Annotated in this window: 21 protein-coding genes; 10 read left to right on the top strand and 11 right to left on the bottom strand. The window is 59.4% G+C overall.

What is annotated here, in order from left to right:
* Positions 1–78 precede the first annotated feature (78 nt).
* Positions 79–687: an RNA polymerase sigma factor gene (locus K3G63_RS02290; RefSeq protein WP_220612473.1), complete on the bottom strand. Its 609-nt coding sequence runs from the start codon at positions 685–687 to the stop codon at positions 79–81.
* 162 nt (positions 688–849) lie between these two features.
* On the opposite strand from K3G63_RS02290, the gene K3G63_RS02285 reads away from it, so the two are divergent.
* The 3 genes from K3G63_RS02285 to K3G63_RS02275 all read left to right on the top strand — a co-directional run bounded on the left by K3G63_RS02285 (position 850) and on the right by K3G63_RS02275 (position 4329).
* Positions 850–1212: a low molecular weight protein tyrosine phosphatase family protein gene (locus K3G63_RS02285; RefSeq protein ID WP_220612472.1), complete on the top strand. Its 363-nt coding sequence runs from the start codon at positions 850–852 to the stop codon at positions 1210–1212.
* A 58-nt stretch (positions 1213–1270) separates the two neighbouring features.
* Positions 1271–2218: a zinc-dependent peptidase gene (locus K3G63_RS02280; protein ID WP_220612471.1), complete on the top strand. Its 948-nt coding sequence runs from the start codon at positions 1271–1273 to the stop codon at positions 2216–2218.
* Positions 2219–2475: 257 nt separating this feature from the next.
* Positions 2476–4329, top strand: a complete 1854-nt coding sequence (locus K3G63_RS02275) for a M2 family metallopeptidase (protein ID WP_220612470.1) — start codon at positions 2476–2478, stop codon at positions 4327–4329.
* Positions 4330–4700: 371 nt separating this feature from the next.
* Here K3G63_RS02275 and K3G63_RS02270 read toward each other — a convergent pair whose 3' ends face one another.
* The 6 genes from K3G63_RS02270 to K3G63_RS02245 all read right to left on the bottom strand — a co-directional run bounded on the left by K3G63_RS02270 (position 4701) and on the right by K3G63_RS02245 (position 12459).
* Positions 4701–5420, bottom strand: coding sequence for a GAF domain-containing protein (locus K3G63_RS02270; protein ID WP_220612469.1), 720 nt, complete (start codon positions 5418–5420; stop codon positions 4701–4703).
* A 77-nt stretch (positions 5421–5497) separates the two neighbouring features.
* Positions 5498–6217, bottom strand: a complete 720-nt coding sequence (locus K3G63_RS02265; protein WP_220612468.1) for a pirin-like bicupin family protein — start codon at positions 6215–6217, stop codon at positions 5498–5500.
* Between the two features lie 193 nt (positions 6218–6410).
* Positions 6411–7220, bottom strand: a complete 810-nt coding sequence (locus K3G63_RS02260) for an XRE family transcriptional regulator (RefSeq protein ID WP_220612467.1) — start codon at positions 7218–7220, stop codon at positions 6411–6413.
* A 626-nt stretch (positions 7221–7846) separates the two neighbouring features.
* On the bottom strand, positions 7847–10126 hold the full coding sequence (gene recQ / locus K3G63_RS02255) for a DNA helicase RecQ (RefSeq protein WP_220612466.1): 2280 nt from the start codon (positions 10124–10126) through the stop codon (positions 7847–7849).
* Between the two features lie 265 nt (positions 10127–10391).
* Positions 10392–11000 carry a hypothetical protein gene (locus tag K3G63_RS02250; RefSeq protein ID WP_220612465.1) on the bottom strand — a complete coding sequence of 203 codons (609 nt, stop codon included), beginning with the start codon at positions 10998–11000 and terminating at the stop codon, positions 10392–10394.
* Positions 11001–11265: 265 nt separating this feature from the next.
* On the bottom strand, positions 11266–12459 hold the full coding sequence (locus K3G63_RS02245; protein ID WP_220612464.1) for a class I SAM-dependent RNA methyltransferase: 1194 nt from the start codon (positions 12457–12459) through the stop codon (positions 11266–11268).
* 109 nt (positions 12460–12568) lie between these two features.
* Here K3G63_RS02245 and K3G63_RS02240 point away from each other — a divergent pair, with 109 nt between their 5' ends.
* The 7 genes from K3G63_RS02240 to K3G63_RS02210 all read left to right on the top strand — a co-directional run bounded on the left by K3G63_RS02240 (position 12569) and on the right by K3G63_RS02210 (position 20941).
* Positions 12569–12742 carry a hypothetical protein gene (locus tag K3G63_RS02240; protein WP_220612463.1) on the top strand — a complete coding sequence of 58 codons (174 nt, stop codon included), beginning with the start codon at positions 12569–12571 and terminating at the stop codon, positions 12740–12742.
* Positions 12743–13037: 295 nt separating this feature from the next.
* A complete protein-coding gene (locus K3G63_RS02235) occupies positions 13038–14060 on the top strand; it encodes a hypothetical protein (protein WP_220612462.1) in 1023 nt (340 codons plus the stop codon).
* A 71-nt stretch (positions 14061–14131) separates the two neighbouring features.
* Positions 14132–15529: a sugar MFS transporter gene (locus K3G63_RS02230; RefSeq protein WP_220612461.1), complete on the top strand. Its 1398-nt coding sequence runs from the start codon at positions 14132–14134 to the stop codon at positions 15527–15529.
* A gap of 135 nt (positions 15530–15664) precedes the next feature.
* A complete protein-coding gene (gene murB, locus K3G63_RS02225) occupies positions 15665–16693 on the top strand; it encodes a UDP-N-acetylmuramate dehydrogenase (RefSeq protein ID WP_220612460.1) in 1029 nt (342 codons plus the stop codon).
* Between the two features lie 200 nt (positions 16694–16893).
* Complete coding sequence (locus K3G63_RS02220) at positions 16894–17922, top strand: hypothetical protein (RefSeq protein WP_220612459.1); 1029 nt, start codon at positions 16894–16896, stop codon at positions 17920–17922.
* Between the two features lie 294 nt (positions 17923–18216).
* Positions 18217–20496, top strand: a complete 2280-nt coding sequence (locus tag K3G63_RS02215; RefSeq protein ID WP_220612458.1) for a phospholipase D-like domain-containing protein — start codon at positions 18217–18219, stop codon at positions 20494–20496.
* A gap of 121 nt (positions 20497–20617) precedes the next feature.
* Positions 20618–20941, top strand: coding sequence for a hypothetical protein (locus K3G63_RS02210; protein ID WP_220612457.1), 324 nt, complete (start codon positions 20618–20620; stop codon positions 20939–20941).
* 63 nt (positions 20942–21004) lie between these two features.
* Here the strand turns inward: K3G63_RS02210 and rlmF are convergent, their stop codons facing one another.
* The 4 genes from rlmF to K3G63_RS02190 form a co-directional block, all read right to left on the bottom strand.
* Positions 21005–21934 carry a 23S rRNA (adenine(1618)-N(6))-methyltransferase RlmF gene (gene rlmF, locus K3G63_RS02205; RefSeq protein WP_220612456.1) on the bottom strand — a complete coding sequence of 310 codons (930 nt, stop codon included), beginning with the start codon at positions 21932–21934 and terminating at the stop codon, positions 21005–21007.
* A gap of 99 nt (positions 21935–22033) precedes the next feature.
* Positions 22034–24451 (bottom strand): endonuclease MutS2, encoded by a 2418-nt coding sequence (locus K3G63_RS02200; RefSeq protein WP_220612455.1) that lies wholly within the window; start codon positions 24449–24451, stop codon positions 22034–22036.
* 263 nt (positions 24452–24714) lie between these two features.
* Positions 24715–25473 carry a TIGR02757 family protein gene (locus K3G63_RS02195; RefSeq protein WP_220612454.1) on the bottom strand — a complete coding sequence of 253 codons (759 nt, stop codon included), beginning with the start codon at positions 25471–25473 and terminating at the stop codon, positions 24715–24717.
* A gap of 26 nt (positions 25474–25499) precedes the next feature.
* On the bottom strand, positions 25500–26312 hold the full coding sequence (locus tag K3G63_RS02190; protein ID WP_220612453.1) for a tetratricopeptide repeat protein: 813 nt from the start codon (positions 26310–26312) through the stop codon (positions 25500–25502).
* Positions 26313–26315: the final 3 nt, after the last annotated feature.

The following is a 26315-nucleotide window of genomic DNA, read 5'->3' as shown; positions in this document are numbered from 1 at the left end:
AATTTCATAAAAAAGCCGGCTACCATCCTGGCGCCGGCGTATCGGGCTGTTAATGTGCGCTGCATCAAGCGGCAGTGCTTACCATACCCAAAGCAGAGCCAGGGTTAGAAAGTCGCGCAGGCTGATGCGCAACGCCTTCAGGGCGCGGGTGAGGTGGTACTCTACTGTTTTGCGCGAGAGGTTCAGGCGCACCGCAATTTCGGGCACCGACTGGTGCTCCAGCCGACTCAGCCGAAACACTTCCCGGGTATGCTCCGGCAGGCGCATCAGGCTGGCCAGCAAAGCCAGAGAAAGGTCGTCGGCGGCTACGGTTTCCTCGGTGCTGTGGTCTTCGCCGCTGATGCGCAGGCGGGTACGCTCCAGGTAGGTAGTTTGGGTCAGGCGGGCCTTCAGCACGTCAATAACGCGGTATTTCACCGCTTGGAGCAGGTAGGGCTTCAGCCTCTGGATTTCCTGGGTGTGGCGCTTAAGCCACAGGGCGGCAAACAAATCCTGCACTACTTCTTCGGCTACCTCGCGCGAGTGAAGCTTCCGGTAGGCTACCCCCAACAGCAGCTCCCAATACCGCTCGTACACTTCGGCAAAGGCCAGCTTATCGTCGTTGCGCAGGGCCCGCACCAGGTCGTCGTCGGACCAGGCGGCGTACAGCTGGTGGTGCTTGGGCGAGGGGGAAGACAACGAAGACATGGGCCGGGCAGAAAGACTAACTTATCAATCTTCGCCGCAACCTCCAAGCCAGCGCCGGCCGCAACGCTCGGCTGGCGGCAGGTTAGCGGGCCGTACGGGGGTAGGCCGGGTGCCGGCAGTGCCGTATCTTGTCGCGTTCTGGCACTTCTGCTTTTTTCCGCTGTGGCGTACTCAGCTCCCGACACTTCCCCGCGCAAACTTCTCTTCATCTGTAGCCAGAACCGCTGGCGCAGCCTTAGTGCCGAGCGCCTGTTCGACGGCCACCCGCACTACGAAGCCCGCTCGGCTGGTACCGAGCCCGGCGCCCGGGTGCGCGTTGCGGCGGGCCACCTGGGCTGGGCCGATGTGGTGCTGGTGATGGAGCGCCGGCACACCGAGATTCTGCAGCAGAAGTTTCGGGAAGAGCTGGCGGGCAAGCGCATCATTAATCTGCGCATTCCCGACAAATTTCAGTTCATGGACCACATCCTGCTGGACTTGCTCCGGGAGCGGCTGCGCGAACATCTGGGGCCTGCCGTGCTCTAGGGTTGGCCCGTTCAGGCAGGTAGCACAACCCGCCGGCGGGCTGCGCGTTTAGCGCCTCATGCAGTATCTACTTTTCGCCGCCCTGGTAGCGGTAGTGGCCTTTTTCTTTTACCGATACGTCACGCGCGAGGCGCGCCTGAAGCAGGCAGCGGCCAGCGCCGAGTTTCCGCCCGAGTGGCGGCAGATTCTCACCGAGCGCGTAGCCTTTTACCTCTCCCTCACGGCCAACGACCGGCTGCGCTTCGAGAAGAAAGTGCAGGTATTCCTGGCCCAAACACGCGTTACGGGCATCCAAACCGACGTTGACGACACAACCCGCGTGCTGGTGGCTGCCTCGGCCATCATTCCGGTGTTCGGCTTTCCGGATTGGGAGTACGCCAACCTAAGCGAAGTGCTGGTGGTGCCCGACGCCTGGACGCAGCAGCGCGACCCGAACAAGGAGTTTGTAGGGCTGGAGGGCACGCTGCTGGGAAGCGTACAGGGCTTCCAGACCTCCCACTACATGCGCCTCTCCAAGGCGTCGCTGGAGCAAGGCTTTCAGGATGCTCTGGACAAGCAAAACGTGGGCATTCATGAGTTTGCGCACCTACTCGACGAGGCTGATGGCGTTATTGACGGAGTGCCGGGCGTGGCCCTGCCCACCGAGCTGCGGCCGGAGTGGGAAGCAGTGATGCAGCGTGAAATTGCCGCCATCCGGGCCGGCGACTCCGAAATAAACTCTTACGCTGGCACCAATGAGGCGGAGTTTTTTGCCGTGGTTACGGAGTACTTTTTCGAAAAGCCCGAGAAGCTGCAGGAACACCATCCTGAGCTGTACCAGCTGCTGAGCCGGGCCCTGCGCCAAAACCCCAAGAAACGTTTTCTGCGCCGGGCCGTGGATCCGCGCGAGTGGATCCGGAGTTTGCGCACCCGGCGCAAGTTCGGCCGCAATTCTCCCTGCCCCTGCGGTAGCGGCAAAAAGTACAAAGACTGCCACTTGAAAATGCAAGAGGAGAAGGTTGCCTGAGTCCTGTTATTCCTTTCTCCTGATGGCAAGCTTAGCGAAGTCATCCTTTCCTGAACCCACGACCCGATACATCACCAGGCCCTCATTTTCAGCGCGGAAATGAGGGTTTGGCACGTTTGGAGGGGTAGGCGGCTGGTGTGGAAAAATGGCTTTGCTTCTCGCCTTGCCAGCGGGCCACCATGTGGGGCGGCGGCTTAAACCAATACGCTATGTACCTTCGCCTACCCTGATCTTTTTTCGAAGCCTTCCGCTTTCCAATGAAAAAGTACTTCCTTCCCAGCCTCACGGCCGCCGTGCTGACGGCCTGTGCTCCGACGGCCAAGACGCCTACGGCTTCTACTCCCCCCGCTGCTACCACTGAACCCACTACCCAGCCCGCTGTCCCCAACTGGCAGGAGCAGGCCGAGGCCTTCTTAAAAGACTATTCAGCCCAATATCAGCGCCTGTACACCCAGTCGTCAGAGGCGGAATGGCGCTCCAATACGCACATTGTAGCCGGCGACACCAGCAACGCCGGCGCTACGGCCCGGGCCAACGAGCGAATGGCGGCTTTCACGGGCTCCACCCAGAACATTCAGCGCCTGCGCGAATTGCTGGAGCACAAGCAAGACCTCACGGAGCTGCAAGTAAAGCAGCTGCAAACCGCGCTGTACAACGCTGCCAACTCGCCCCAAACCATTGCCGACGTAGTGAAGCGCCGCATCAAGGCCGAAACCCAGCAAACCGAAAAGCTCTACGGCTTCGACTACAAGTACCAGGGCAAATCCGTGACGACCAACGACCTGGACGAGCTGCTGCGCAAAGAGAAGAACCCGCTGAAGCGCCAGCAAATCTGGGAGGCCAGCAAGGCCATCGGGCCTACCCTGAAGGAAGGCTTGCTAAACCTGCGCGACCTGCGCAACCAAACGGTGCAGGCCCTGGGCTACCCCGACTACTTCACTTACCAGGCCTCCGACTACGGCATGAGCCGGGAGGAAATGATGGCCTTGGTGCGCCGCATCAACGACGAGCTGCGCCCCCTCTACCGGGAGCTGCACACCTACGCCCGCTACGAACTGGCCAAGCAGTACGGTGTCAAGCAAGTGCCCGACTACCTGCCTGCTTCCTGGCTACCTAACCGCTGGGGCCAGGACTGGAGCGCCATGGTGGAAGTAAAAGGATTGAATATTGACCCCGTACTGGCCAAAAAAGGCGCCGAGTGGCAGGTAAAGCAGGCCGAGCGGTTCTACCAAAGCCTGGGCTTCCAAGCCCTGCCGCCCGTGTTCTGGGAGAAAAGCAGCCTCTACCCCCTGCCCAAGGGCGCAACCTACAAGAAGAACAACCACGCCTCGGCCTGGCATATGGACCTGAACCAGGACGTGCGCAGCCTGATGAGCGTGGAAGGCAACACCGAGTGGTACGAAACCACCCACCACGAGCTGGGTCACATCTACTACTACCTCACCTACACCAACCCCGACGTACCCCCGCTGCTCCGCCAGGGCGCTAACCGCGGCTACCACGAAGCCATGGGTTCTTTGATGGGCCTGGCCGCTACCCAGAAGCCTTTCCTGGCCGGCCTGGGCCTGATAGACCCCAAAACCCAGACCGACCAGACCCAGACGCTGCTGAAAGAGGCCCTGAACTACGCCGTCTTCATTCCGTTTGCCTCGGGCGTCATGAGCGAGTGGGAAAACAGCTTCTACGCCGATAAGCTGCCCGCCGACCAGCTCAACGCCCGCTGGTGGGCGCTGGCCAAGCAGTACCAGGGCATTGTACCGCCTACCACGCGCGGCGAGCAGTACCTGGATCCGGCCACCAAAACGCACATCAACGACGACCCAGCCCAGTACTACGACTATGCTCTGTCGTACGTCATTCTGTTTCAGCTGCACGACCACATCGCCAAGAAAATCCTGAAGCAGGACCCGCACGCTACCAACTACTACGGCAGCAAGGAGGTAGGCCAGTTCCTGGCCGACATCATGCGCCCCGGCTCGAGCAAAGATTGGCGCGCCGTACTAAAAGAGAAAACCGGCGAGGACCTCTCGGCCCGCGCCATGGTGGAGTACTTCCAGCCCCTGATGACCTACCTCAAGCAACAGAACAAGGGCCGCAAATACACGATGTAACCACATGGGCCGAGAATACAGGTTATCCTGTTTCAGCCTTGATACTGAGGCTATTATAACGTTTCTAAAGCAGCATTTCGCCATAAGTGAAGCGAACAACTCGCTTTGGTCAGTAGTGTTAACGGGTAATACAACTGATACTCAAGATACCTGGCCGGCCGTTTTTGTAGCATTTGAGTATGATGGTATCTATTTCTGTGATAACCTCACCTCATCTGATGCATCCAGTATCATCCTTCGCCACCTCCTTGACTTTCTACTCCAGACCAACGTAAAAATTCAACTAGAGGAACTGTAGGAGCCAGCCCATACCAACAACGCCCGCACCACATATGTGGTGCGGGCGTTGTTGGTATGGGCTGGCTCTGTTATTACGCTGCAGAGGAAACCTCTCGCAGGCGTCGCTCCAGCACCTTCTCTACATCAGCCAGGCGGCGCAACACCACATCCTGCACTTCAGGGTCATCAAGGTTGATGCCGTGGTTGCGGGTAGTAAGGTAGCGAGTGAGGGTTGCGTTGTCGTCGAGGGCTTCCGACAGCTCTTGCTGGGCGGCTTCCCAATCGTCAGGCAGCTGAGCCTGCAGGTACTGAAAGCGCAGCTCTACCGTTTGGCTTACCAGGTTGGCGAGGCGGGCCAAGGTATCCTCTTCGGCCGCCGAAAGCGTACGGTGCTCCCGGCCAATCACGGCTAACATGCCAATGCGAGACCCGTCGGGCATGCGCAGAGCAGAGCCAGCGTAGAAATTCAGGCCGAATGCCTGGGCTACGTCGGGGCTGATGAGGCGGCAGCTTTCCGCCGAGTAATCCGAGGTGACTATCAACGCATCGGGCAGAATGGCGGCCGAGCACATGCTTTCTGTTCGTGGCAAGCCCGGCACCCCCTCGGCTCCTGTTATGGCCTTGAAGTGCACATACTCATCATCTACGAACGAAATCAGGGAGATAGGCGTGCTGAAAAGTTGGGCAGCCCACGTCACGTACTCGTCGAAAACCTTCTCCGGGGTAGTGTTTACGATTTGATACAGATGCAGCGTGCGGAGGCGCGTGGCTTCGTTTTCAGGTACCAGGTCGTCGGGGAAAATGTTCGTCATAGGGGCAATAACAAAGCGGCGGGCCGGCAGTTAGTACTTAACTACCAGCCCGCCGGAAGGTTCTTCGAAGCGAGGCCTTAGTAGTTGGCTTCGCTACCAGGCAGGTCAATCAGGATGAACTGGGCATCCTTAGAGGCCCGGATTTCTAGTACGTGCTCGTCAGTGGAGCGCACTTGGTCGTTCGGCCCAATGTCAACGCCGTTGATATATAGGCTACCTTCCTTAACGTAGATAAACGTGTTTCGAATAGGAAAGGTCTTGAACGTGACTGTCTTATCGGTGGCTAGGTTACACCAGTACACAGTGGTGTTGGAGTTCATGTATACAACGTCCTCCAGCACCTTCTGCCCCGAAACGAGCGGTATCAGTTCGTTTTTCGAGTCAAGGAAATCAACGTCCTTTTGCTCGTAGCTGGGGGGTAGGCCTTTTTGATTAGGCTGGAACCACAGCTGATAGATGTGGGCCGGCTTATCCGTATCGTTCTGCTCGGAGTGGGCCAGGCCCGTACCGGCCGTCATGCGCTGCACCTCCCCTTTCTTGATAGTCGCCCGGTTGCCCATGGTATCTACGTGGGTCAGCTCCCCGTCCAGTACCAGCGTCACAATTTCCATTTCGGAGTGCGGATGCTGAGGAAAGCCCGCATTACCCTGGATAGAGTCATCGTTGAACACGCGCAGGGGCCCGAACTGCACATTTTGCGGGTCGTAGTAGTCGGCGAAGCTGAACAGGAAGTAGCTGCTGAGCCAGTTGACGGGAGCGGCGTGATGACGGTCGGTAGCAGGAATAATTTTAAGCATCGGGGAGTAGTCGTTGATGGTTGAGTGTGCTTACGCGGCATGGCGCGGTTAGTTAAACGGGAAAGCGCCCCGAATAGATGTTTTCACACTTAAGCGTACCACCAGCCTCCTCTTCTGCTACCCTCTCAGATAAGCAAAACGCCCGTCTGACTCGGGTCCAAACGGGCGTTTCGCAAACTGTGAGGTAGCTTCCTTATACCTTCTTCATGGTGCTCACCTGCTGCTGCAGATCCAACACAATGCTGGCGAGGCGGTTGAGCGAGAGGTCGGCGATGGGGAAGGTGCTGCTGATGTAGGCTTTGGCTTCCCAGATTTCTACCACGTCCTCCACATCAATCTGGTAGGGCGAGTAAAGCGGGTTATCGGAGTGCAGGGCCAGCATGGCGGCATCCTTGAGGCGGTTGAACACGCGCTTGAACACAATGCCCTCCTTGGAGCTAACCACGATGCACGGCGTGCCGTCCTTAATGCTCATCCAATCGTCCACGTAGCGGCCTACGATAACCGTGCCGCTGGCAATGGGAAGCATGGAGTCGCCGGCAATTTCGAAGGCGCGGTAGGTGCCGGTGTTGCCCAGCATGGGCAGGCGGAACTTGGGCAGCTCTTCGAGGTACTCGGGGTCGGCGTAGCCATTGAGGTAGCCGGCGGCGGCTTTCTGGGGCACCAGCTCAATGTTTTCGTTCTGCTCCTTGTCTACGGTCAGGGCCAGAATGCGCAGGCTGTTACCACTGCGGGTAGCATTGGCTTCGGGGGTAGCCGCCGTTTGGGCCTGCAGCTGCAGAGCCGCTTTAGCATTCTTTTTCTTGCTAAAGTCGGTGGTTACCAGCTGGTCCAGCGAGATGCCAAACAGCCGGGCCATATTAACGAGGGTAGCCAGCTTGGGCTCGGCACGACCCTCTTCGTAAGCGCCCACCAAGGAGCGTTTGATGCCTAGTTTTTCGGCCATCTGCGCCTGCGTGAGGCTCAGTTCGCGCCGCCAGAATTTGAGATTGGTGTTAATCATAACGCAGAAAGAGCCGGGAGAAATGGCTGCATCGGCAAAGCAAGTACCGGCTCACGAAGGTACAAACCGTAGTACGCGAATACTAATTCAATTAGCTGAAATTTTTACTAAAAAAATTTGGCAGGCTTTTACCGGGTGCATTGCCAGAGAGATGGTTCTTTCAGCTACTACCCCAGTCTCGCCTTCCTCCGGGCCTTTCAGTGTGTATGCAGGGGCAGGCTAACGTAACAGACGGCTTCTGTGGGCTTGTGCCGTAGCTGATTCTATTGCTACGGTAAAAAGCTGTAGGCAAGTATTTTGCGCATTAAAACATATTAACTAGCCAGCATCTTCTCGTAGGATAAGTGTACCCAAGGCAGAGTAAGCATTGCGCTGATTCAGTTCCTTATCCTACTCTCTCAGGCCGTCGTCCGCATTCTTAGCTGCGGCTACCGGAGACTGTTTAGCCACTTGAGTAATCACAATATCCCCCTTCGAAAGGCATGACGGACAATTAGCGGATGAGTAGACATGAAAGCCCTTCCGGGTAGGAAAGCAAGATAGCAGCACTGCCGCGTAGAAGACAGCCCATAGCCCGCGCTTTAGGGCAGGCGATGGGCTGTCTTCAATTAGGAGTTCGATTCTGCTTATTCTCCGCGCAGCTTCTTGAAGTACATGAGGGCCAGACGGAGCTTGAAGTAGTCGTACTTTTCGCGCAAGTGGTCAAACAGGTCGCGGAGCATGGGACTACCCCCCAACTGGGCCTGAGCCGTCTGGATTTCGGCCAACTCCTGGGGCTTCAGAAACTCCTCAATGCGCAGGTCGAGACCTTTGGCGTAGCAGTTGGTCAGATGGGTTTGCACCGTAGATAAGGCTAAGTCGCGGCGCTCGGCAATGGCTTCTACACTCAGCCCCATGCGGTGGAGCTGAAACGTAGCTTCCATGGAGCCGTTTACTTCCGTGCCCGTGGCTTCCCGGGTTGGCTTGGCTTCGCGCTTGCGGGCCGGCCGAGGGGTAGCGCTGAAATCGTCGGGGTCGAGGCTCAAAGGCAGTTCGTCCTCGTCGAGCTCGGCCTGGGCGGCGGGGTTGCCCCCGTGGGCCAGCACTTCCCGGATGAAAGCCTCGCCGTAGGTTTCAAACTTCTTCATGCCTACCCCCGAAATAGCGAGCATAGCCGTGCGGTTCACCGGCCGCTCGGCTGCCATTTCCTGGAGAGTCGAGTCGGTGAAGATAACGTACGGCGGTACCCCCTGCTCATCGGCGATGCGCTTGCGCAGGGTGCGCAGGGCCTCGAACAGCTGCGCTTCGCGGCTGGCGGGCGCCGCCTTGGTCGCAGCAGCTGCTTTCCGGCCCTTCGGTACCTTTTCCGCCTTTTCCGCCGGCTGAAATTTCTTCATGGGCACGGGGCGCTGGCCTTGCAGCACCTCTCGGCCCAAATCGGTGATTTTCAGCGCGTATCCTTCCTCATAGGCAATGTACACCAGCCCGTCATTGAGCATCTGGTGGATGTAGCTGTACCAGTCGAGGTAGGGAAGGTCGCGGCCGGCTCCGTAGGTTTTAATCTGGTCGAGGCCCTGGCTGAGCACGGCCTGGTTGCGCATGCCGCGCAGCACATCAATCAGCAGGTTAACGCTGAGCCGCTCCCGCCCCCGCACTACCGCCGACAGAGCCTTCTGGGCCAGCTCGGTGCCATCGAAGGTGGTGGGCGGGTTGCGGCAGATGTCGCAGTTACCGCAGTCGGTAGCCAGGGTTTCGCCGAAGTAGTTGAGCAGGATTTTGCGGCGGCAGCTCGCGGCTTCGGCAAACTGCTGCATGCGCTCCAGCTTGGTCAGGTTGAGCTGGGTCAGGTTGGGGTTTTCCTTGGTGAGCATGTCGCGCAGACTCATCACGTCGCCGAAGGAATAGAACAGCACGGCCGTGGCCGGGGCCCCGTCGCGGCCCGCGCGCCCGATTTCCTGGTAGTACCCCTCGATATTCTTGGGCAGGTTGTAGTGAATCACCCAGCGCACATTGCTCTTATCGATGCCCATGCCGAAGGCAATGGTGGCCACAATCACCTGCAAGTCGTCTTTCAAAAACGCTTCCTGCACAGCCCCGCGCTGGTTGGGCGTCATGCCGGCATGGTAGTAGCCCGCCTTGATGCCCTTGGCCTGAATCTTCTGGGTCAGGGTTTCGCACTGCTTGCGCGAGAGGCAGTAGATGATGCCGGCCTCGCCCTGGTGGCGCTCCAGAAACTCCAGAATGCCGCCCACGCGGTCCTGCCCCGGCCGCACAATCAGGTTAAGGTTAGGGCGGTCGAAGGAGGAAAGGAACACCCGCGGCTCGTTTAGCCGAAGCTGCTGCTGAATGTCGCGCTGGGTAAGGCGGTCGGCCGTGGCGGTAAGGGCAATGATGGGCACCTGCGGAAACTGCTCGCGCAGCACCCGCAGCTGGGTGTACTCGGGCCGGAAGTCATGCCCCCAGGAGCTGATGCAGTGGGCCTCGTCAATGGCGAACATGCTGATGCGCATGCGCTTGAGAAAGGTCATGAATCCTTCCGACAGCAGCTTCTCCGGTGATACGTACAGCAGCTTGAGGTAGCCGTTGAGGCAGTCGGCGGCGATGTTGTTCTGCTCGCTCTGGCCCACGCTGCTGTTGATGTAGGCGGCCGAAATACCGTTGGCTTTCAGGGCTTCCACCTGGTCCTTCATCAAGGCAATCAGCGGGGACACTACCACGCACACGCCCTCCTGCACCACGGCCGGCACCTGGAAACAGATGCTTTTGCCACCGCCCGTAGGCATGAGCACCACCGTATCCTGACCACCCAGAATATGACCGATAATGTCTTCCTGCATCGGCCGGAACGAGTCGTAGCCGTAGTATTTCTTCAGGACGCGACGGGCAGAATCGAGGGTAGGAGCGAGTTGTTCGGCAGCAAATAACATGGGGTAAAGATACGGCGAAACGCGACGGGGAGAAAGAGTGAATATAACCAGCCGGCAGGGTAAATCGTGCACTCCATAACCAGAATACGTGGGCGGCCACGCTTGTTCAATCAGGCGGCTGCATTCCTCTTTCCCTTGCTACCCGCCTGACTTTTGCTACCCCCGTGAGCACCTCTGACCCAAGCAGCTCCAGCCGCGCTCAACCGGAGTAGGTGCACTGCCAAGGCGAGGCTTCAGCAACGGATACAATGGGTTTCTTCCGGGGCTACCGCGGCTCGTAAGTTTCTACCCCACTAAGCTGCAGTGCTAAATCCAGGGCATAGGCGTGGATGCTTTCTTGTTTGCCTAGGTGGCGCAGCTCGGCGGCGGCTTGCCAGCGCTGCACTTTCCCACCGGTTGGCGTTACGGCCTGCTGCAGCTTTCCCGTGTTGTATTTGATGTGTGTGCGCACGCAGTGCGCGGCATCAAAGTCGCCTACCCAGCTAGTGTAGTTGTAGTCGTAGTACGTATTGAACACCTGGTACGGTACGGGGCCCGAGCGCTCTACGGGAAACTGGTAGAACAAGGGAGATAGATCGGGGAAGGCCAGGCCCACGGTAAACGCCCCGGGCCGGTGGGGCCCCAGAATACTGGACCCGAATGATTCGCTTTGAGTTATCTGTAGCAGGCCGTTATCATCCGTGCGGAACTCTAGCGGCGTGCTACCCCGGTGCCAGACCTGCACCCGCTGCCGGGGTAGCAGGTTGCCGGCAGCATCGCGCAGCGTAAGCCGCAGCTCGTAACTGGCCGAGCGTTGCCCTAGCGTGAACACAAAGAAAATGCTGCTGATAACCGCTACGGCTACCCCTCCTGCTATGTACAATACTTTCACCATCGGCAGAGTGACGCCTGATGTGGGCGCCGACGAAAGATAGGAATCTGCCCCCACCTGCCGTCTTTCCGGCTGAGGTCGTAAGAAGGCTCCATTAAGAACATGCTCTGCAAGCCCAAAATACCTGTCATTCTGAGCGCAGCGCAGGGCTTCTATCGTGGATAACCAGTACGTCCTTCGTTGCGCTCAGAGTGACAGGTAGCTAAATGAGAGGTGTTTTTTTCAAGCTCCTCTCTACCCCCTCAGTGGGTAGCAGACGCGTGGTTTCCTACCCCTGCTCAGGCCGCGAGACCTTGCGGGTGCCTTGGTAGAGCTCGTACTTGAGCAGGCGGCAGTCGATGGGGCCGTTGTAGAGCGGAATGCGGCGGGAGGTTTTCAGCCCGATGCGCTTGGCCGCCTCCAGGTTACCGGTGAAAACGTAGGCATCGTAGCCCTGGAAGCCCGATTTGAGCGTGTCACCGATGGTTTTGTAGAGGGTGTCCATTTCCGCCTCTTCCCCAATCCGCTCCCCATAGGGCGGGTTCATGATGACAATGCCAAGCTCTTCTTTGGCGGGTGCTTTGGCATCTTTCACATCGCGCACGCCCAAGCGGATAAAGTCCTCCAGGTCGGCGGCGGCTACGTTCTGGCGGGCCAGTTCGATGTACTCCCGGGATAAGTCGGAGCCGGCAATGTAGGCCTGGGGCTCCTCCAGGCGGGCCTGCCGGGCATCCAGCTGCACCGACTCCCAGAGGGCCGCGTCGAAATCAGCCCAGTTTTCGAACCCAAACTTGCCCTGGTGGTAAAGGCCGGGGGCGATGCGCTGGGCCAGCATAGCGGCCTCGGTGAGCAGGGTGCCCGAGCCGCACATGGGGTCGATGAGCGTCTTTTTGCCATCCCAGCCGGCCAGCAACAGCAGGCCGGCGGCCAGGGCCTCGTTGAGCGGGGCTACGTTGGTTTGCTGGCGGTAGCCGCGCTTGTGCAACGACTCGCCCGAGGCGTCGAGGCTCAGGGTTACCTCGTTTTCAATCATGTGCAGGTGCAGCCGGATATCGGGGTTCTTCACGTCCACGCTGGGGCGCGAGCCGGTGCGGTTGCGGAACTGATCCACAATGGCGTCCTTGGTGAGCTGGGCCACGAACAAAGAGTGCTCGAACGTGGACTTATTCACGACGGCGGTAATGGCGAAGGTCTGGTCGGGGTGGATGAAGCGCTGCCAGTCAATGCGGCTCACCTCGCGGTACAGGGCTTTTTCGTCGCGGGCGTAGAAGCCAGCAAAGGGGCGCAGAATGCGCATGGCCGTGCGGCACCACAGGCAGGCCTCGTAGAGCAGTTGCGTATCGCCCACAAACTCCACGGCCCGCTGGCCCACCTTTTCAATCTTGGCTCCCAACTGCCGCAGTTCCTCGGCCAGCACTTCTTCCAGCCCAAACTGGGTAGTGGCAGTCATGTAAAACGGGGCGGAGCGGCGGTTAGCGGGCATACGTGGGGTAGTGAAATCGGAAAGATGCGCAAGGTACAACGCCTGGGTTGCACCAGCTTCTATCTTTACCTGCTCAGGCCTACCCCGAGGGCTGTTTTTCTATTTTCTTATGAAGCAATTACTACGTCGGCTGCACCTGATTACGCCATTTACGCTGGAACTACCCGTTGCCCCGGACGAGCTGCTTCCCCGTCTGCGCCAGCACGTGGCGCCACCAGGTATGAACCCGTTTGGCCGGCGAGGTCGCCTATTTTCCCTACCATGGCACCCCACACGGGGGTAGTACAGTCTGATTTTTTCCGTAGGTAATGGCCCGCCCCATGCAGCAAGCCGCGTACGAGCTGGAACGGAACCTGTTCTAGTTCGTGCAGCGCCCGGAGCGCGTGTAGGCGCGCGGCTGCCACCAACCTATCACTCCAGCGCTACCCCCAGACCGTGGCGGTAGGGTAGCTACTACCTACTGCACCGGTAGCCGAGCTGCCCAGGTGCTTTCATTAACCAACGACTCAGCCCTTCCACCTGGTCCGGCGCGGTTCATTTTCCAGATCAGCTCCGGCAGAGGCCTGCCTCTTTACATCATGCGTCCTTCCTTTCTGTTCGACCCCAGCAAAAGCTCCTTATTCTACCTTATCCTGTTTCTGGCCCTGGCTGTTATTGGCCTCACGGCCTATGATGCCATGAACGGCCACTACTCTATTGTGGGCAGTGTGGCTTCCTTTCTGGGTTTGTTTGTAGCGTTTCAGAGCTGGAAAGCTGCCGATGATGCCTCGCGCAAAACCGATGAAGCCCTGGCCCAGATGCAGGCGCTAGCGCACGAAACCCGCCAGTTGGTGATTAGCAGTAACACGGTAGAGGAGCAAATCAAGAATGCCGTGGTAACCATTAGCGACGCCACGCGCGAGCTGTACAAAGGCTTCCAGCCGATTATGCAGGAAATAGCCGGGTTTCTGGCCGAAGCGGAGGGTAGCGAGTACCTGGCCGTCATGACCGACTCGGCGGCTATTGGCACGTTCTACGCCCGTCATCATCACCCGGCCCTTAACCAGCGGGAAACGCGCGCCCTCACCGACGGCATTCATGACCTGCTGCTGGAACGAGCCCGCGACGCCCGGGAATTTTACCTGGCTACCCTTGCCGCCGACGAAACGCCCGAGGCTTTCCCGCCGGCCCGCGACCAGCACGGGCTGCTTCATCATTTTGTGCAGGGGGTATGGCAGCAGTATCACCCGGAAGCGCCGATAGCCGAGGAACACTGGCAGGAGCACCGGGAGCAGCACCTGGCTACCCTCCGCCAGATTCACGAAACTTTTACTACCCTCTCCACGCACTCGGAGCAGCAGGCCGCCGGCCTAGGGCCACACCACTTTCTGCCGGTGCTGCCCTTTCAGCTGTTTCTACGCTTCAATGCCGAAGCCAAAGAGCCGTTCCGGGCCCTGGTGGTATTCCTGGGCCAGTACAATCTGGATAGAGTAGCCGAAACCCGTGCCATGCAGTCGGCCGATCCGGAGCTGGTGCGCACTTTTATTAGTATGTTCGAGAGCCTTACCAGCCTCGACGACCACCCCGGCTACCAGCAGCTGCGGCGGCAGTTTCCGCTCTAGCCACTAGCGCCGCTGTTCTGCCAGGTCTTTCTATATTTAAGGCCCTTCTGTTTTCTACCTTCTGCCGTTGCATGGCCCTCCCCCCTACTTCTGCCACATCAACCGCCACCGCCCCAGCCCGCTCTTACGCCCTACCCATGGCGGCCATGACGAGCCTGTTCTTCCTGTTCGGGGCCGTCACGAACTTCAACGACGTGCTCATGCCCTACCTCAAGGACGTGTGCCAACTCACTGATTTGCAGTCGTCACTGGTGCAGTCGGCCTTTTTCGGGGCGTACTTCCTGATGTCGTTGCCAGCGGGCTACGTGCTGAAGCGCTTGGGCTACCAGCGTGGCATTGTACTGGGGCTGCTGGTAATGGCGGCCGGGGCGTTGCTGTTTATTCCGGCCGCTAACTCGCGCACGTTTGGGGTATTTCTGCTGGGGTTAAGTGTATTAGGGGCTGGGGTTACGCTGCTGCAGGTGGCGGCCAACCCGTACGTGTCTATTCTGGGGCCAGCTAGTCGCGCGGCAAGTCGGGTGAGTATTGTGGGGGTAGCCAACAACTTCGGAGGCACTTTATCGCCGCTGCTAGGTGGCATGCTGCTATTTGGTGGCTCTGCTGCGTTGAAAGCCCAATTAGCAGAACTACCCACTGCCCAGCGCTTAGCGCAAGAAGCTACACTGGTGAAAGGTCCTTATATAGGATTAGCCATCTTCCTGGCCATTCTGGCTGGAGCATTTGCTCTGCTGCGGCTACCAAACCTTGAGGGAATGGAGTCAACCAAGCAAACGGAGTCGGAGAGTGATGCGCCGGCTATTCGTCGGAGCCCGCTTGAGTTTCCCCACCTGGTCATGGGCATCGTGGCTATTTTCGTGTACGTGGGCGTTGAGGTGGGCCTAGGCTCGTTTCTGATTCGCTATGGAGAGGCTCAGAATATCACTCAGCTTAGTGGCTTCACCCAGACGTTGGTAAGCGGCCTCAACGTGGCTGTAAACTTTGTTGCGGTACTGGTAGGCCAGGCCCCCGCTCCCATTGATACCACGGCAGGCTTTACAAAAGCGGTAGGAGCAGTTCTGGTGTCCTCGTATTGGTTTGGCTCCTTGGTGGGCCGAGTGGTTGGCATTCCGCTGTTGAGCCGCATCAACTCCCGGCTGGCGTTGGTAGCGGTATGTGCCACTGCGGTGCTGCTGGTATTTGCCTCTATCAGCACTCAGGGAGAAACTGCCTTATGGTTCATTGTGCTCTGTGGCCTCATGAACTCTATTATGTGGCCAGTTATTTTCCCGCTGGCTATCTACGGGCTGGGGTCGCTAACTAAGCAAGGCTCTTCTTACCTTATTATGGCTATCGTAGGCGGGGCCATCATTCCGCTGATTATAGGCTGGGTAGCGACTAACGGTGGGGGGCTACGCGTGGCCTTCATTATTCCGGCCCTGTGCTACGCCTACCTGCTGTTCTACTCTCTGCGCGGCTACCGGGTGCGGTAGTGGTTTGCTAAACTTAGCCTATAACGCCCGTCGTCTTTTGCCCAGACGACGGGCGTTTGTTTTACCTGCTTCAGGCCATAGCAGCAACGGCCAAACGGCTACCTTTGCCCCGACATCATCTTTACCGCTTCCTGTATGGCTTCGGCTCCCGTTCTCGAACACCACGTTTCCCTTCGCCCTTACAACACGTTCGGCCTGGACGTAAAAGCGCGGCTTTTCGCCCGGTTTACGTCGGTGGAAGAGCTACGAACCTTGCTGGCCCTGCCCGAGGTGCAGGCGGCGACCAAGCTGGTGCTGGGGGGCGGCTCCAACTTGCTCTTCACCCAGGATTTCGATGGCGTAGTGCTGAAAAACGAAATTCGGGGCCTCGACATCATCAGCCAAGACGAGGACACGGCCCTAGTACGGGCGGGCGCCGGCGAGTCGTGGCACGGGCTGGTGCAGTACACCCTGGACCAGGAGCTAAGTGGTATTGAAAACCTTTCGCTGATTCCGGGCACGGTCGGCGCGGCTCCGCTGCAGAACATTGGGGCGTACGGCTCGGAGCTGAAAGACACCTTTGAGCAGCTGGAAGCCCTGGAAATCAGCACCGGGCAGGTGCGCACGTTTTCGGCTAGTGAGTGTGGCTTTGGCTACCGGGAAAGCGTGTTCAAAGGCCCCCTGAAAAACCAGTACATCGTGACGGGCGTGGTATTGCGCCTGCACCGCCAGGCCCGGCCCAACGTGAGTTACGGGGCCATCAAAACCACCCTCGAAGACATGGGCATCGGAGGCGAGCCTACCCCCCGCCAGGTGAGCGAAGCCGTGATGCACATCCGGCGCAGCAAGCTCCCCGACCCTACCCAGATCGGCAATGCCGGCTCCTTCTTTAAAAACCCCGAAATATCCCAGCTCAAGTACGACGAACTGAAAGCCCACTACCCCGAGCTACCCGGCTACCCTGTACCAGGCGGGGTAAAGGTGCCCGCCGCTTGGCTTATTGAGCAGTGCGGCTGGAAAGGCCAGCGCCGCGGCGCCCACGGCGTGCACGACAAGCAGGCGCTGGTGCTAGTAAACCACGGCGGCGCCCAGGGCCAAGACATCCGGGAGCTGGCGCACGATATTATTGCCTCCGTGCGGGAGAAATTCGGCATTGAGCTGCACCCCGAGGTCAATATCTTCTAGCTTTTCCTGACCGCCCCAGTTACCAGCCTGGTACGTGGGGCGTTCTTTTTTAGCGGGAATTTTTCTGGTAGCTGAACGCTACCTGCGCATTTTGGGTCCGGAATGCCGTAGTTTTACCTCGTCTGCGCGGGGTACTGCTCAGCTTGCTTGGCGCAGGCAGTTTCTTTTCGACTCTGCTTCCCTCACAACCTGTTCGTTTGATGAAACGACTTCTACTACCCTCTCTTCTTTTCTCCACTTCCCTCCTAGCTCAGGCTCAACGCCCTGCCCGCTCCGCCAAGCCCGCGGCGAAACCTGCGGCGGCCGTACAGGCCCCGGCTCAACCCCAAACCACTATTGCTGCCGCCCGGCAGGCGGGGCCCGGCGCTACCGTTACCGTGCGGGGCATTATTGAAAACGGCCCGGAATTGGGCCAGCTGCGCTTCGTGCAAGACCACACCCACGGGCTGGCCCTGTTCTCCACTACGAACTCCGACTTGTACGCCCTGGTACCCGGCGACAGTGTGCTGGTAACGGGTACGCTGAAAAACTACAACGGCTTGCTGGAAATGGATCCTGTAACCAGCGTGCAGAAGCTGGCCGCCGGCCGCCCAGTAGTAGCTGTAACCGTGCCGGCTGCTGAGGTAAGCAAGGTATTCGAGGAGGCGTACGAGGGGCGCCTGCTGCGCATCACGGGTGTAAGCAGCCTCACTACCCCGGCTGGTACCCCAGCCGAGGCCCTGAAGGGCAATACCAACTACTATATCAACGGGCAGCGTAGCACTCCCCTCCGGGTGAACGTGGCCTCTACGGGAGCAGGAGGCATTGTGGACAAAACCCCGCCCGCCGGCCCCTTTGATTTAGTAGGAACGTTAAGCCAGTTTGCCCAGAGCGGCACGGGCGGCTACCAGTTGCTGCCGCGCCAGTTCAGCGACTTTTCGGTGGCCGGGGGCTTGCCCGTTATTCAGGGCGAGCCAGTTCCCACCGCCATTCACCGCAATGGCTTCACGGTCACGTTCCAGACGCTCAACCCCGGCACGACGAAAGTGGAGTACGGGAAAACGGCGGCCCTGGGCACGGTCGTCAGTCTGCCCGCCGCTACTATCACCCACACGGTGGAACTGGCTAACCTGGAGCCAGGTACGGTGTACTACGTGCGCGTATCATCCACCAACGCCGTGGGTACGTCCAGCTCGGCTGCTGTTCCTATGATTACCGACACAAAAAAGCGCCTAGCCGGGCGGCCCTAGCCCGGGCTTCTGTTCTTCCCCTTGTATGCTGGCCGCAGCGAGTACGGAGCCATGTGCCTACCCCGGGCAGCTGGCTTCCTGTACCCGCTGCGGCCAGCGTGCTTTGGGGGCTGAGAGCAGACGGATGATTAGTTTTAAATATATGAAGGATAGATATTTATCTTAAATATTACCATACTTATAAATTCTCAAAATCTTCTTATTCAGGCGCTGATTGTTCGGGGCAAGATGAAGATATTTGTGGCAGTCTTCGCTTACCATTTCATTCCCATTTCTTTCATTCCTTCCAATTTGATGAAGAAAATTACTCTGTTGGCGCTGTTGGCTAGTGGCACGACGTTGCGTCCGGCAATGGCCCAGACAGTGCAAACCGTAGCAGCAGCTCGCGCCGCTGGTGTAGGCGCTACCGTAACGGTGCGCGGCGTGGTAACCAACGGCTCCGAACTAGGTATTATCCGCTACCTGCAAGATGGTACGGCAGGCTTGGCGGCATACTCTTCCTCGGCGGCCGGCTTCTCGGCGCTGGTGCCGGGCGACAGTATCGAAATCAGTGGCACGCTGAAAAACTACAGCGGCCTGCTGGAAATGGACCCCGTCACGAGTGTGACCGTGCTGGCCCAGAACCGCGTTATCCGCCCGGCCGCCACCGTAGATGCGTCGGCCCTTACCTCGGTTTTCGCCGAGCAGTACGAGTCGCGGGTGGTGCGCATCAACAAGAATACCTCCATCACCACCAGCGCCGGCGCGGCGGTGGGCACTTTTGGGGGTACCACCAACTACCTGCTCAACGGCCAGACAGGAGCCACGCTGCGCACAGCTGCGGCCGGCAACGCTGGCAACGACATTGTGGGCAAGCCGGCTCCCAGCGGGCAGTTCGACGTGCTTGGCATCATGAGTCAGTTTAGCAACTCCGGCACCGGCGGCTATCAGTTGCTACCCCGCCGCTACCAGGATTTCATCCTGGGCGGCACGCCTAACTTGCTTAGCGCGCCTACCCCCTCGGGCATCAGCACGTCCGGCTTCACGGTAAACTTCAGCACCGAAAACCTGGGCACTGCGAAGGTGGAATACGCTACCTCCCTGGCCGGTCCGTTTACTACCGTAACTGGCTCGACTACCGCTAGCCGCGAGCATAGTATTGCCCTGACAGGCTTACAGCCCGGTATCATTTACTACGTAAAGGCCTCGGCGACGAACAGCGTCGGCACTTCGGAGTCGCGGGCGGTGCCCATGGTGACGGCTTCGCTCTCGTCGGGCAAGATGCGCTCTTACTTTACCAACTCGGTGAATGCGGCGCTGGCCCTGCCCGGTAATGCGGCTACCTATCTGGCCAATGGCGCCATTGCCGACACGGTAGCCCGCTACATCAGCAAGGCCACCAAAACCCTGGATATTGCTATTTATAACTGGAACAGCCCCGTTATTCTGGACGCTGTGAATGCAGCCCACGCCCGCAACGTGGTAGTGCGCGTCCTTTACGAAAACGACAATACCAACGCCAGTATTCAGGGCCTGAATGCGGCCATCCCGCGCATCGGCCGCCAGACCCAGCAGAACATCATGCACAACAAGTTTGTGGTGATTGACGCCGAAGACTCGAACCCGAACGTACCGTGGGTCTGGACCGGGTCCACGAACTGGACCCCGGCTCAGCTTTCCACTGACCGTAACAATGCTATTGCCGTGCAGGACCAGGCTCTGGCCCGCACTTACACCCTGGAGTTCAATGAAATGTGGGGTAGCGGCACCCAAGCTACAGCCCGTTTCGGCTCGGCCAAAACCGACAACACGCCCCACTACTTTGTCATTGGCGGCAAGCAGGTAGAGTCTTGGTTTTCGCCCACCGACCAGGTAAACGGCCGCTTGATTCAGGCCATTCAGTCGGCCGACAACGACCTGCACATTGCCACCATGCTCATTACCCGCACGGAGTTGGGCCGCGCCATCGTGGACCAGGTACGGGCCCGCAACATTGCGGCCTGCTCCGAGGTACTCGTGAATGACACCAGCAACACGGGCACAGGCGCCATTCTGCGCACCATCCGCACGGCCCTGGGCGAGCGGGCCCTGGTGAAGAACACGAATGGCATCATGCACCACAAGTACGCCATCGTGGATGCCGGCGCCTCGCAGTCGGACCCGCAGGTGTTCGTGGGCTCGCATAACTGGTCGCTCTCGGCCGATACGGAGAATGACGAAAACACGCTCATCGTGCACGATGCCCGCATCGTAAACCAGTATTACCAGGAATTCGCGGCCCGCATTGCCGAGCAGAACCGCGGCGTGCAGGTGTGCAGCCTGGTGCTGAGCAATAAGAAAACTGTGCAGCAAAGCGCCGTGCAGGTGTACCCCAACCCCACCAGCGGCAAGTTTCAGCTGCGCGTGCAACAGAGCACGGCCCGCACTGCCCGCGTAGTGCTGCGCGACGCGACCGGCCGCGTGGTGCTCGAACAGACCAAACCCCTGAACGGCCAGGAAGTAAGCGTGGATGCCTCGGCCCTGCGCGCCGGCCTCTACCTGGTACAAATTGAAACAGCTGAATCTACCCAGGTTAGCCGGGTGGTAGTAGAGTAGTTTTTCTTCGCGCACGATAAACTAAAAAGCCGTTCCCGGGTGGGAACGGCCTTTTTTATTCTATCTTATCAGGGCTGAACACAGGGCTGCCAGTAAGGAAGCCTAGCATTCTCCGGCCTTGATGGATTTCTACCTCAATACTTATGCGCGCTGTTTGGCTATCAACAGTGGGATACTAACCATCCTGCTTATCCTTGGCTACATGCACAATGATACCGCAGGCACTTCCTTGTTCACCCTGTCGGATAAGACTGCGCTGCGGGCTGGTTGTAGCATTTACCTTTTGGGTGGGGCAGCAAACCTACTGCTGATGGTTAAGCTGTACCTCAACAAACACTTCGGCGCAGCTATAGCCTACGGGGTGGCCGTTGCCGTGTACCTGTTCGCGCCATTTGTAGCGCTGCTCTTATTTTTCGGCAGCGATGCGGGGCCGCATGCTAGGTAAGTTGCCTTAGGCGGAAAGTTGACAGTTTCCGCAAAACCGAAGCGAATACCTCCTGTCCACGGATTACTTCCAGCGCCGCTCGGCCCAGGCCTGGCGCTGGGCCTCCTCCTGGAAGGTCCAGGCTACTACCCGGCTTACTTTCTGACCTTGCGTCATGTCGAGCACTTTTACTTCCGCGGCCCCCACTTGGCCCAGAAAATAGTGGGCGCTGCGTAGAGTTTCCTTTTTGGAGATAAGCGAGGAAAACCAGAGTACCCGGGAGGCCAGTGGTACGCTTTGCGTCACCATCCGCTTTAGGAAGCCTTCTTCCCCGCCTTCGCACCACAGCTCCGTGTTCTGCCCCCCAAAGTTGAGCAGTGGCTCTGCCGACTTAGTTTTGGCGTAGCCGAGGTTGCGGCCCTTCTTGCGGCTGCCCGCCGCGGCATCGGCGGCCGAGGTGTGGAAGGGCGGGTTGCACAGTACCAGGTCAAACTCTTCCCGGGGCTTCACAATGCCCTCAAAGATATAGGCCGCGTGGGTTTGCAGGCGCAGGTCAACGCGCCCCCCCAGGCCGGGGTTGGCCGCCACCATGCTTCTGGCCGACTTAAGCGCCACCGCATCCACTTCTGAGCCCACAAAGCGCCACCCGTACGCCTGCGTGCCGATGATGGGATACACGCAGTTGGCCCCTACCCCCACGTCCAGCACGTGCACCGACTTATCCCGCGGAATTACCCCGCCAAAGTCAGCGGCCAGCAGGTCGGCCGCGTTGTGAATGTAGTCGGCGCGGCCGGGAATAGGCGGGCAGAGGTAGCCAGCAGGTACGTCCCAGTGCGCTACGCCGTAGAATTGCTTGAGCAGCGCCCGGTTCAGGGCCTTCACGGCGGCGGGATTAGCAAAATCGATGCTGTCGTCGCCGGTCGGATTTGGAATGACGAAAGCAGCCAGCTCGGGGCTAGCGCCGATAAGCTGGGCGAAATTATACCGGGCGGCATGGGGGTTACGAGGGTGCATACTGGGGTTGGGGTTACGGGAAGAAAGAGCCCGTTACGCGGAACGCAACGGGCTCTGTAGGGGCCTTAAAAGGCAAAGGTACGTGGAAACTGCGGCCGCCTACTTCAGCACGGCCACCGTGGCCCCGTCGCCGCCGCGGTCGGCGTGCTCGTCCGCGACGCTGGCAACCTGGCGGGTGCGGTGCAGGTAGTCGCGCACTACCTGGCGGAGCACGCCGTTGCCGCGGCCGTGCAGAATCTTGATTTCGGGAATGCCCAGCATCACGGCATCATCCACATAGGCCATGATTTTGTTGAGGGCATCCTCGGCCCGCTCCCCGCGCAAGTCGAGGGTGGTGTTGAAGCCCGACATACGGCCGGTAATGTCAAGGGTAGCGTGCTGGGCCGGAGCCTTGCGGGCCGCCTCCTTTTCCCGCTCCCGAATCTCGGAGCGCGTGAGCTTTTCTAGCTGATTCACCTTCACAATGGTTTTCAGCCCCCCGAAAGACACCTCCGCCGTCTTGCCTTTCACGGCCATAATCTCGCCGTGGCCTTCCTGCCCGAGCAGGGCTACTTTGTCGCCGGGCTTGAGGGTAGTGGGGTCGGCCAGCTCACGGGAGGCCCGGGGCTTGGGCGGCTCAATCTGCAGCTTTTCGCGCACGAAGGTATCCAGCTTGCCGCGGGCTTCCTTGGTGCGCTCCTTCTCGGCCTGCCCGATGCGGATTTCCTGGATGGTGGCCTCAATCTGCTGATTAGCGTCTTTCAGCAAGAGCTTGGCCTTGGACTTGGCGTCGCGCAGCACGTCCAGGGTGGTTTCGTCGAGGTACTTCTTGAGGTCCTGGTATTCCTGGGCGGCTTTTTTCATGCGCCGCTCCTGCTTGGCGGCTTCGGCGGTGCGCTGCTCCAGCTCGGTTTTCTCTTTTTCTAAGCCCTCCAGCAGCTGGTCGTAGCGGATTTTGTCCTTGCCCACCAGCTGGGTTGCCCGCTCCACAATCTGCTTGGGCAGGCCAATCTTGCGGGCAATTTCAATGGCGAAGGAAGAACCCGGCTTGCCGGTTTCGAGGCGGTAGAGGGGCTGCAGCCGCTCGGGGTCGTAGCGCATGGCCCCGTTGATGATGCCGGGGGTGCGCTCGGCGTAGTTTTTCAGGTTGGTGTAGTGGGTGGTGATGACCCCGAAGGCCCGGGCCCGGTTGAGCTGCTCCAGCACGGCCTCGGCAATAGCGCCGCCCAGGCTGGGCTCGGTGCCCGTACCAAACTCGTCAATCAGCACCAGGCTGCGCTTGTTGGCCAGGGTCACGAACTGCTTCATGCTGAGCAGGTGCGAGGAATACGTGCTCAGGTCATTTTCCAGGCTCTGCTCGTCGCCGATGTCCAGAAAGATATCATCGAACACGCCCGCTTCCGACTCTTCACCGGCCGGAATCAGCAAGCCGCACTGCAGCATGTACTGCACTAGCCCTACCGTCTTCATGCTCACCGACTTACCGCCGGCATTCGGCCCTGAAATCAGCAGAATGCGCTGCTCATGGGTTAATTCAATATCGAGGGGCACTACCTCGCGCGGGTCGTCCTTGGCCTGGGCCTGGAACGTGAGGTAAAGCAACGGGTGCCGCACCCGGTGCCACCGAATAAGGGGGCGCGGGCTGAGGGTAGGCCGGGTGGCTTCCAGCTGGCGGGCCAACTGGGCCTTGGCCCGGATGAAATCAAGCAGACCCAGGTACTGGTAGGCCTTGCGCAGGTCCGGAATGTGGGGACGCAACTGGGCCGTGAGCTGGGTCAGGATGCGCACCAACTCGCGCTGGTAGGCGTTTTCCAGGTCTTTGATGTCGTTGTTCAGCTCGAAAACTGCTTCCGGCTCAATGAACACCGTCTGGCCCGTCGCCGATTCATCGTGAATCAGACCTTTCACCCGGCGCTTATGCTCCACAATGACGGGCAGCACGAGGCGCCCGCCCCGGATAGTAGGCTCGGCGCCTTCGGGCACCCAGCCCTCCTGACGGGCGTGGCGCAGGATGCCGGCAATCTGCTTGCGCAGCTGCACCTGGCGGTTGATCAGTTCCTGCCGGATCTGGCGCAGCAGCGGTGAGGCGTCCTCGCGTACGTGGCCTTCGTCGTCGACTACCTTGTCCAGATTGGCCAGCAGATTCCGGTCGACCTGCACGCCGATGCCCAACAGGCGCAACGTGGGGTAGAGGCTCTCCTCGGCCCGGGTAAAGAAAGACAGCGCCTCGCGGATGGTGCGCAAACTCATCTTCACGGCGTAAAAAGCCGCTACATCCAGGTAGGAGCCCGGCAGGTTGGCGCGCACCAGATGCTGGTGCACATCGTGGTAATGCTGGCTGGGAAAATCGGCGCCGCTGTTAAGCAGCTGGCGGAACTCATCGGTTTGCAGCAGGAGCTTCTCCAGCTGGTCGGCCTTGGCCTGAAACGACATCTTGGCCACAAACTGCCGGCCCAGCGCGCTCAGGCACAACTGGTCCAGCATTTCACGTAACTGCGTGAAACCTATTTTTTGCTCAAAATTCTGAGGAAGAATCAAACTAGAAAGGTGCTAGAGAGTATGCGTATGTGCTACGCAGAAAAGGAATGCAAAAGTAAACAGTCGGAACCCCGGGAAAGATTCAATTTATTTAATGTAAAGTGTAGGGTACAGGCTCCTAATTTTTTTGTGCACTACCCCTGCCCTCTGGGAAGCAGAGCCGCTGGCAAGGGGCCCGGCAGCGTCCTCGCTAGCGGCTCCGGGGCCAGGCTGCTCGGAAGCGAATTTGCGGAAAGCTCTGGATCGGCCTCTCTTACTCCGCCCTACATCTCCCCTTCTACCCCCAGCCCGAACAAGGCAAAATCATACTTGGTGGGGTCAGTAGGATCGAAGGCACGCAGGTGACCGGTCAGCTCTTCGGCGGCCAGCCAATCTACCTGCTTACGCGCCAGCAGGCCCAGGCGGCGGGCCACACGCTCCACGTGCACGTCGCAGGGGCAAACGAGGTCGGCAGGTGAGAGGCGCGTCCAGAGGCCAAAATCCACTCCGTGCGCATCAAGACGGACCATCCAGCGCAGAAACATATTTACGCGCTTGCAGGCCGAGCCGCGGGCCGGGGTAGCCACATGCTTGCGCGTACGCTGGGGCGCATCGGGCAAACTAAAAAACAGGGTATGAAAGTTTTCCAGCCGCTCCTTCTGCGTGTTTCCTACCAGGAAAGCGTCCTCTAGGGTTTCGTGTTCTTGGTAAAACCAGCGGAGCCAGTGCACAAAGTACAGCAGGTCGGTGTCGCAGAAAGTTCGGTGGCAGAAGCCCAGCAGGCCCTTCAGGTCGTCGTCGTGGTGCTGGGTGATGAACTGGTGGGGCGCATTGTCCATGCGGTGCAGCAACTCCCGGCACTTGCTGATGATGGTGGGGCGGCGCCCCCAGGCCAGCAAGGCCGCAAACAAGCCGCTAATTTCAATATCGGGGCGCCGGGTGAAGCGGTGCGGGATGCTAACCGGGTCGGCCGCAATAAAGGCGGGCTGGTCGTAGTGACGGTATTTTTCTTCGAGCAAAGCCCGAACCTGGGCGTGATTCACGGGGGCGAAGGAGAATTAGGCAGCTGCTAGTCCCAGGCGGAAGGAGCCGGAACTGCTGATGTGGACTTGACGCGGGCCAGGGCCTGCGCAAGTTGGGGAAGGCGCCGTAGTTTCCGGTTACCAACGGCTTCGGCCCGGCGAAGCGCTTCTGCACGTTGGGCCGGGGTTAGCTGCTCGTGCAACACAGCAACTTTTCGCATGGCTTCACTCCAAAGGATATGGGTGCTGGTTGTGCGCATTTCGTTCATCAGCAGGTACCAGCAGTAGCTTTCCACCGGGTTTGCCTTCAGCCGGTACCCTTTCTGGTACCAGGTGCCCAGCCGGAGGGCCTGCTGCAAGATGGTAGCACTATCAGCCGGGGTAGCAGCCGATGCGCGCGCCGCTATCTGCTTGCTGAGCTGCAAGGGGTAGGCGGCCACGGGTGGGGCGGGGTTGTCAGCATACGTACTGTCGCAGTGGTGTTGCAGGTACACCAAGCTGGGAAAGTCGCCGGCAGTGGCACTGGCCTGCAGCCAGGCGAGCACCTGCTGTTTGCTGATTAGCCCTGAGTACCACAACTCACTGGCCAGGGCCACGTGCGCCGGGGCATACTGCTGCCGGGCTGCCTTGCTTAGCCACGCAACAGCGAGGGTGTCGTTGCGGCTCGTGCCCTGGCCGGCGCGGTAGGCTACTCCCAGCTCGTACTGGGCTTGCGCGCTACCCAGAGTGGCGGCTTGCTCTAGAAGGGGCAACGCCCGTACAAACTCGCCGGCCTGCTGGTAGCGGCGGTCTAGCTCCAGAGGACTGCTGCCCGGCTGGGCCTGGCACCAGGAGGAAGCCAGCGCCAGCAGCACGAGCATACT

Source organism: Hymenobacter sp. HSC-4F20, from assembly GCF_019599275.1.
Taxonomy (GTDB): domain Bacteria; phylum Bacteroidota; class Bacteroidia; order Cytophagales; family Hymenobacteraceae; genus Hymenobacter.
Note: the sequence above shows the minus strand (reverse complement) of the source record. Positions and strands in the feature narration are given on the sequence as shown.

What these genes read in the sequence shown, in the direction of transcription:
- K3G63_RS02260 (WP_220612467.1), bottom strand. Translation starts at nt 7,220, where the DNA reads ATGATTAACACCAATCTCAAATTCTGGCGGCGCGAACTGAGCCTCACG.
- K3G63_RS02280 (WP_220612471.1), top strand. Translation starts at nt 1,271, where the DNA reads ATGCAGTATCTACTTTTCGCCGCCCTGGTAGCGGTAGTGGCCTTTTTC.
- K3G63_RS02250 (WP_220612465.1), bottom strand. Translation starts at nt 11,000, where the DNA reads ATGGTGAAAGTATTGTACATAGCAGGAGGGGTAGCCGTAGCGGTTATC.
- K3G63_RS02245 (WP_220612464.1), bottom strand. Translation starts at nt 12,459, where the DNA reads ATGCCCGCTAACCGCCGCTCCGCCCCGTTTTACATGACTGCCACTACC.
- murB (WP_220612460.1), top strand. Translation starts at nt 15,665, where the DNA reads ATGGCTTCGGCTCCCGTTCTCGAACACCACGTTTCCCTTCGCCCTTAC.
- K3G63_RS02190 (WP_220612453.1), bottom strand. Translation starts at nt 26,312, where the DNA reads ATGCTCGTGCTGCTGGCGCTGGCTTCCTCCTGGTGCCAGGCCCAGCCG.
- K3G63_RS02230 (WP_220612461.1), top strand. Translation starts at nt 14,132, where the DNA reads ATGGCCCTCCCCCCTACTTCTGCCACATCAACCGCCACCGCCCCAGCC.
- K3G63_RS02240 (WP_220612463.1), top strand. Translation starts at nt 12,569, where the DNA reads ATGAAGCAATTACTACGTCGGCTGCACCTGATTACGCCATTTACGCTG.
- K3G63_RS02265 (WP_220612468.1), bottom strand. Translation starts at nt 6,217, where the DNA reads ATGCTTAAAATTATTCCTGCTACCGACCGTCATCACGCCGCTCCCGTC.
- K3G63_RS02290 (WP_220612473.1), bottom strand. Translation starts at nt 687, where the DNA reads ATGTCTTCGTTGTCTTCCCCCTCGCCCAAGCACCACCAGCTGTACGCC.
- K3G63_RS02210 (WP_220612457.1), top strand. Translation starts at nt 20,618, where the DNA reads ATGGATTTCTACCTCAATACTTATGCGCGCTGTTTGGCTATCAACAGT.
- K3G63_RS02220 (WP_220612459.1), top strand. Translation starts at nt 16,894, where the DNA reads ATGAAACGACTTCTACTACCCTCTCTTCTTTTCTCCACTTCCCTCCTA.
- K3G63_RS02235 (WP_220612462.1), top strand. Translation starts at nt 13,038, where the DNA reads ATGCGTCCTTCCTTTCTGTTCGACCCCAGCAAAAGCTCCTTATTCTAC.
- K3G63_RS02270 (WP_220612469.1), bottom strand. Translation starts at nt 5,420, where the DNA reads ATGACGAACATTTTCCCCGACGACCTGGTACCTGAAAACGAAGCCACG.
- recQ (WP_220612466.1), bottom strand. Translation starts at nt 10,126, where the DNA reads ATGTTATTTGCTGCCGAACAACTCGCTCCTACCCTCGATTCTGCCCGT.
- rlmF (WP_220612456.1), bottom strand. Translation starts at nt 21,934, where the DNA reads ATGCACCCTCGTAACCCCCATGCCGCCCGGTATAATTTCGCCCAGCTT.
- K3G63_RS02215 (WP_220612458.1), top strand. Translation starts at nt 18,217, where the DNA reads ATGAAGAAAATTACTCTGTTGGCGCTGTTGGCTAGTGGCACGACGTTG.
- K3G63_RS02275 (WP_220612470.1), top strand. Translation starts at nt 2,476, where the DNA reads ATGAAAAAGTACTTCCTTCCCAGCCTCACGGCCGCCGTGCTGACGGCC.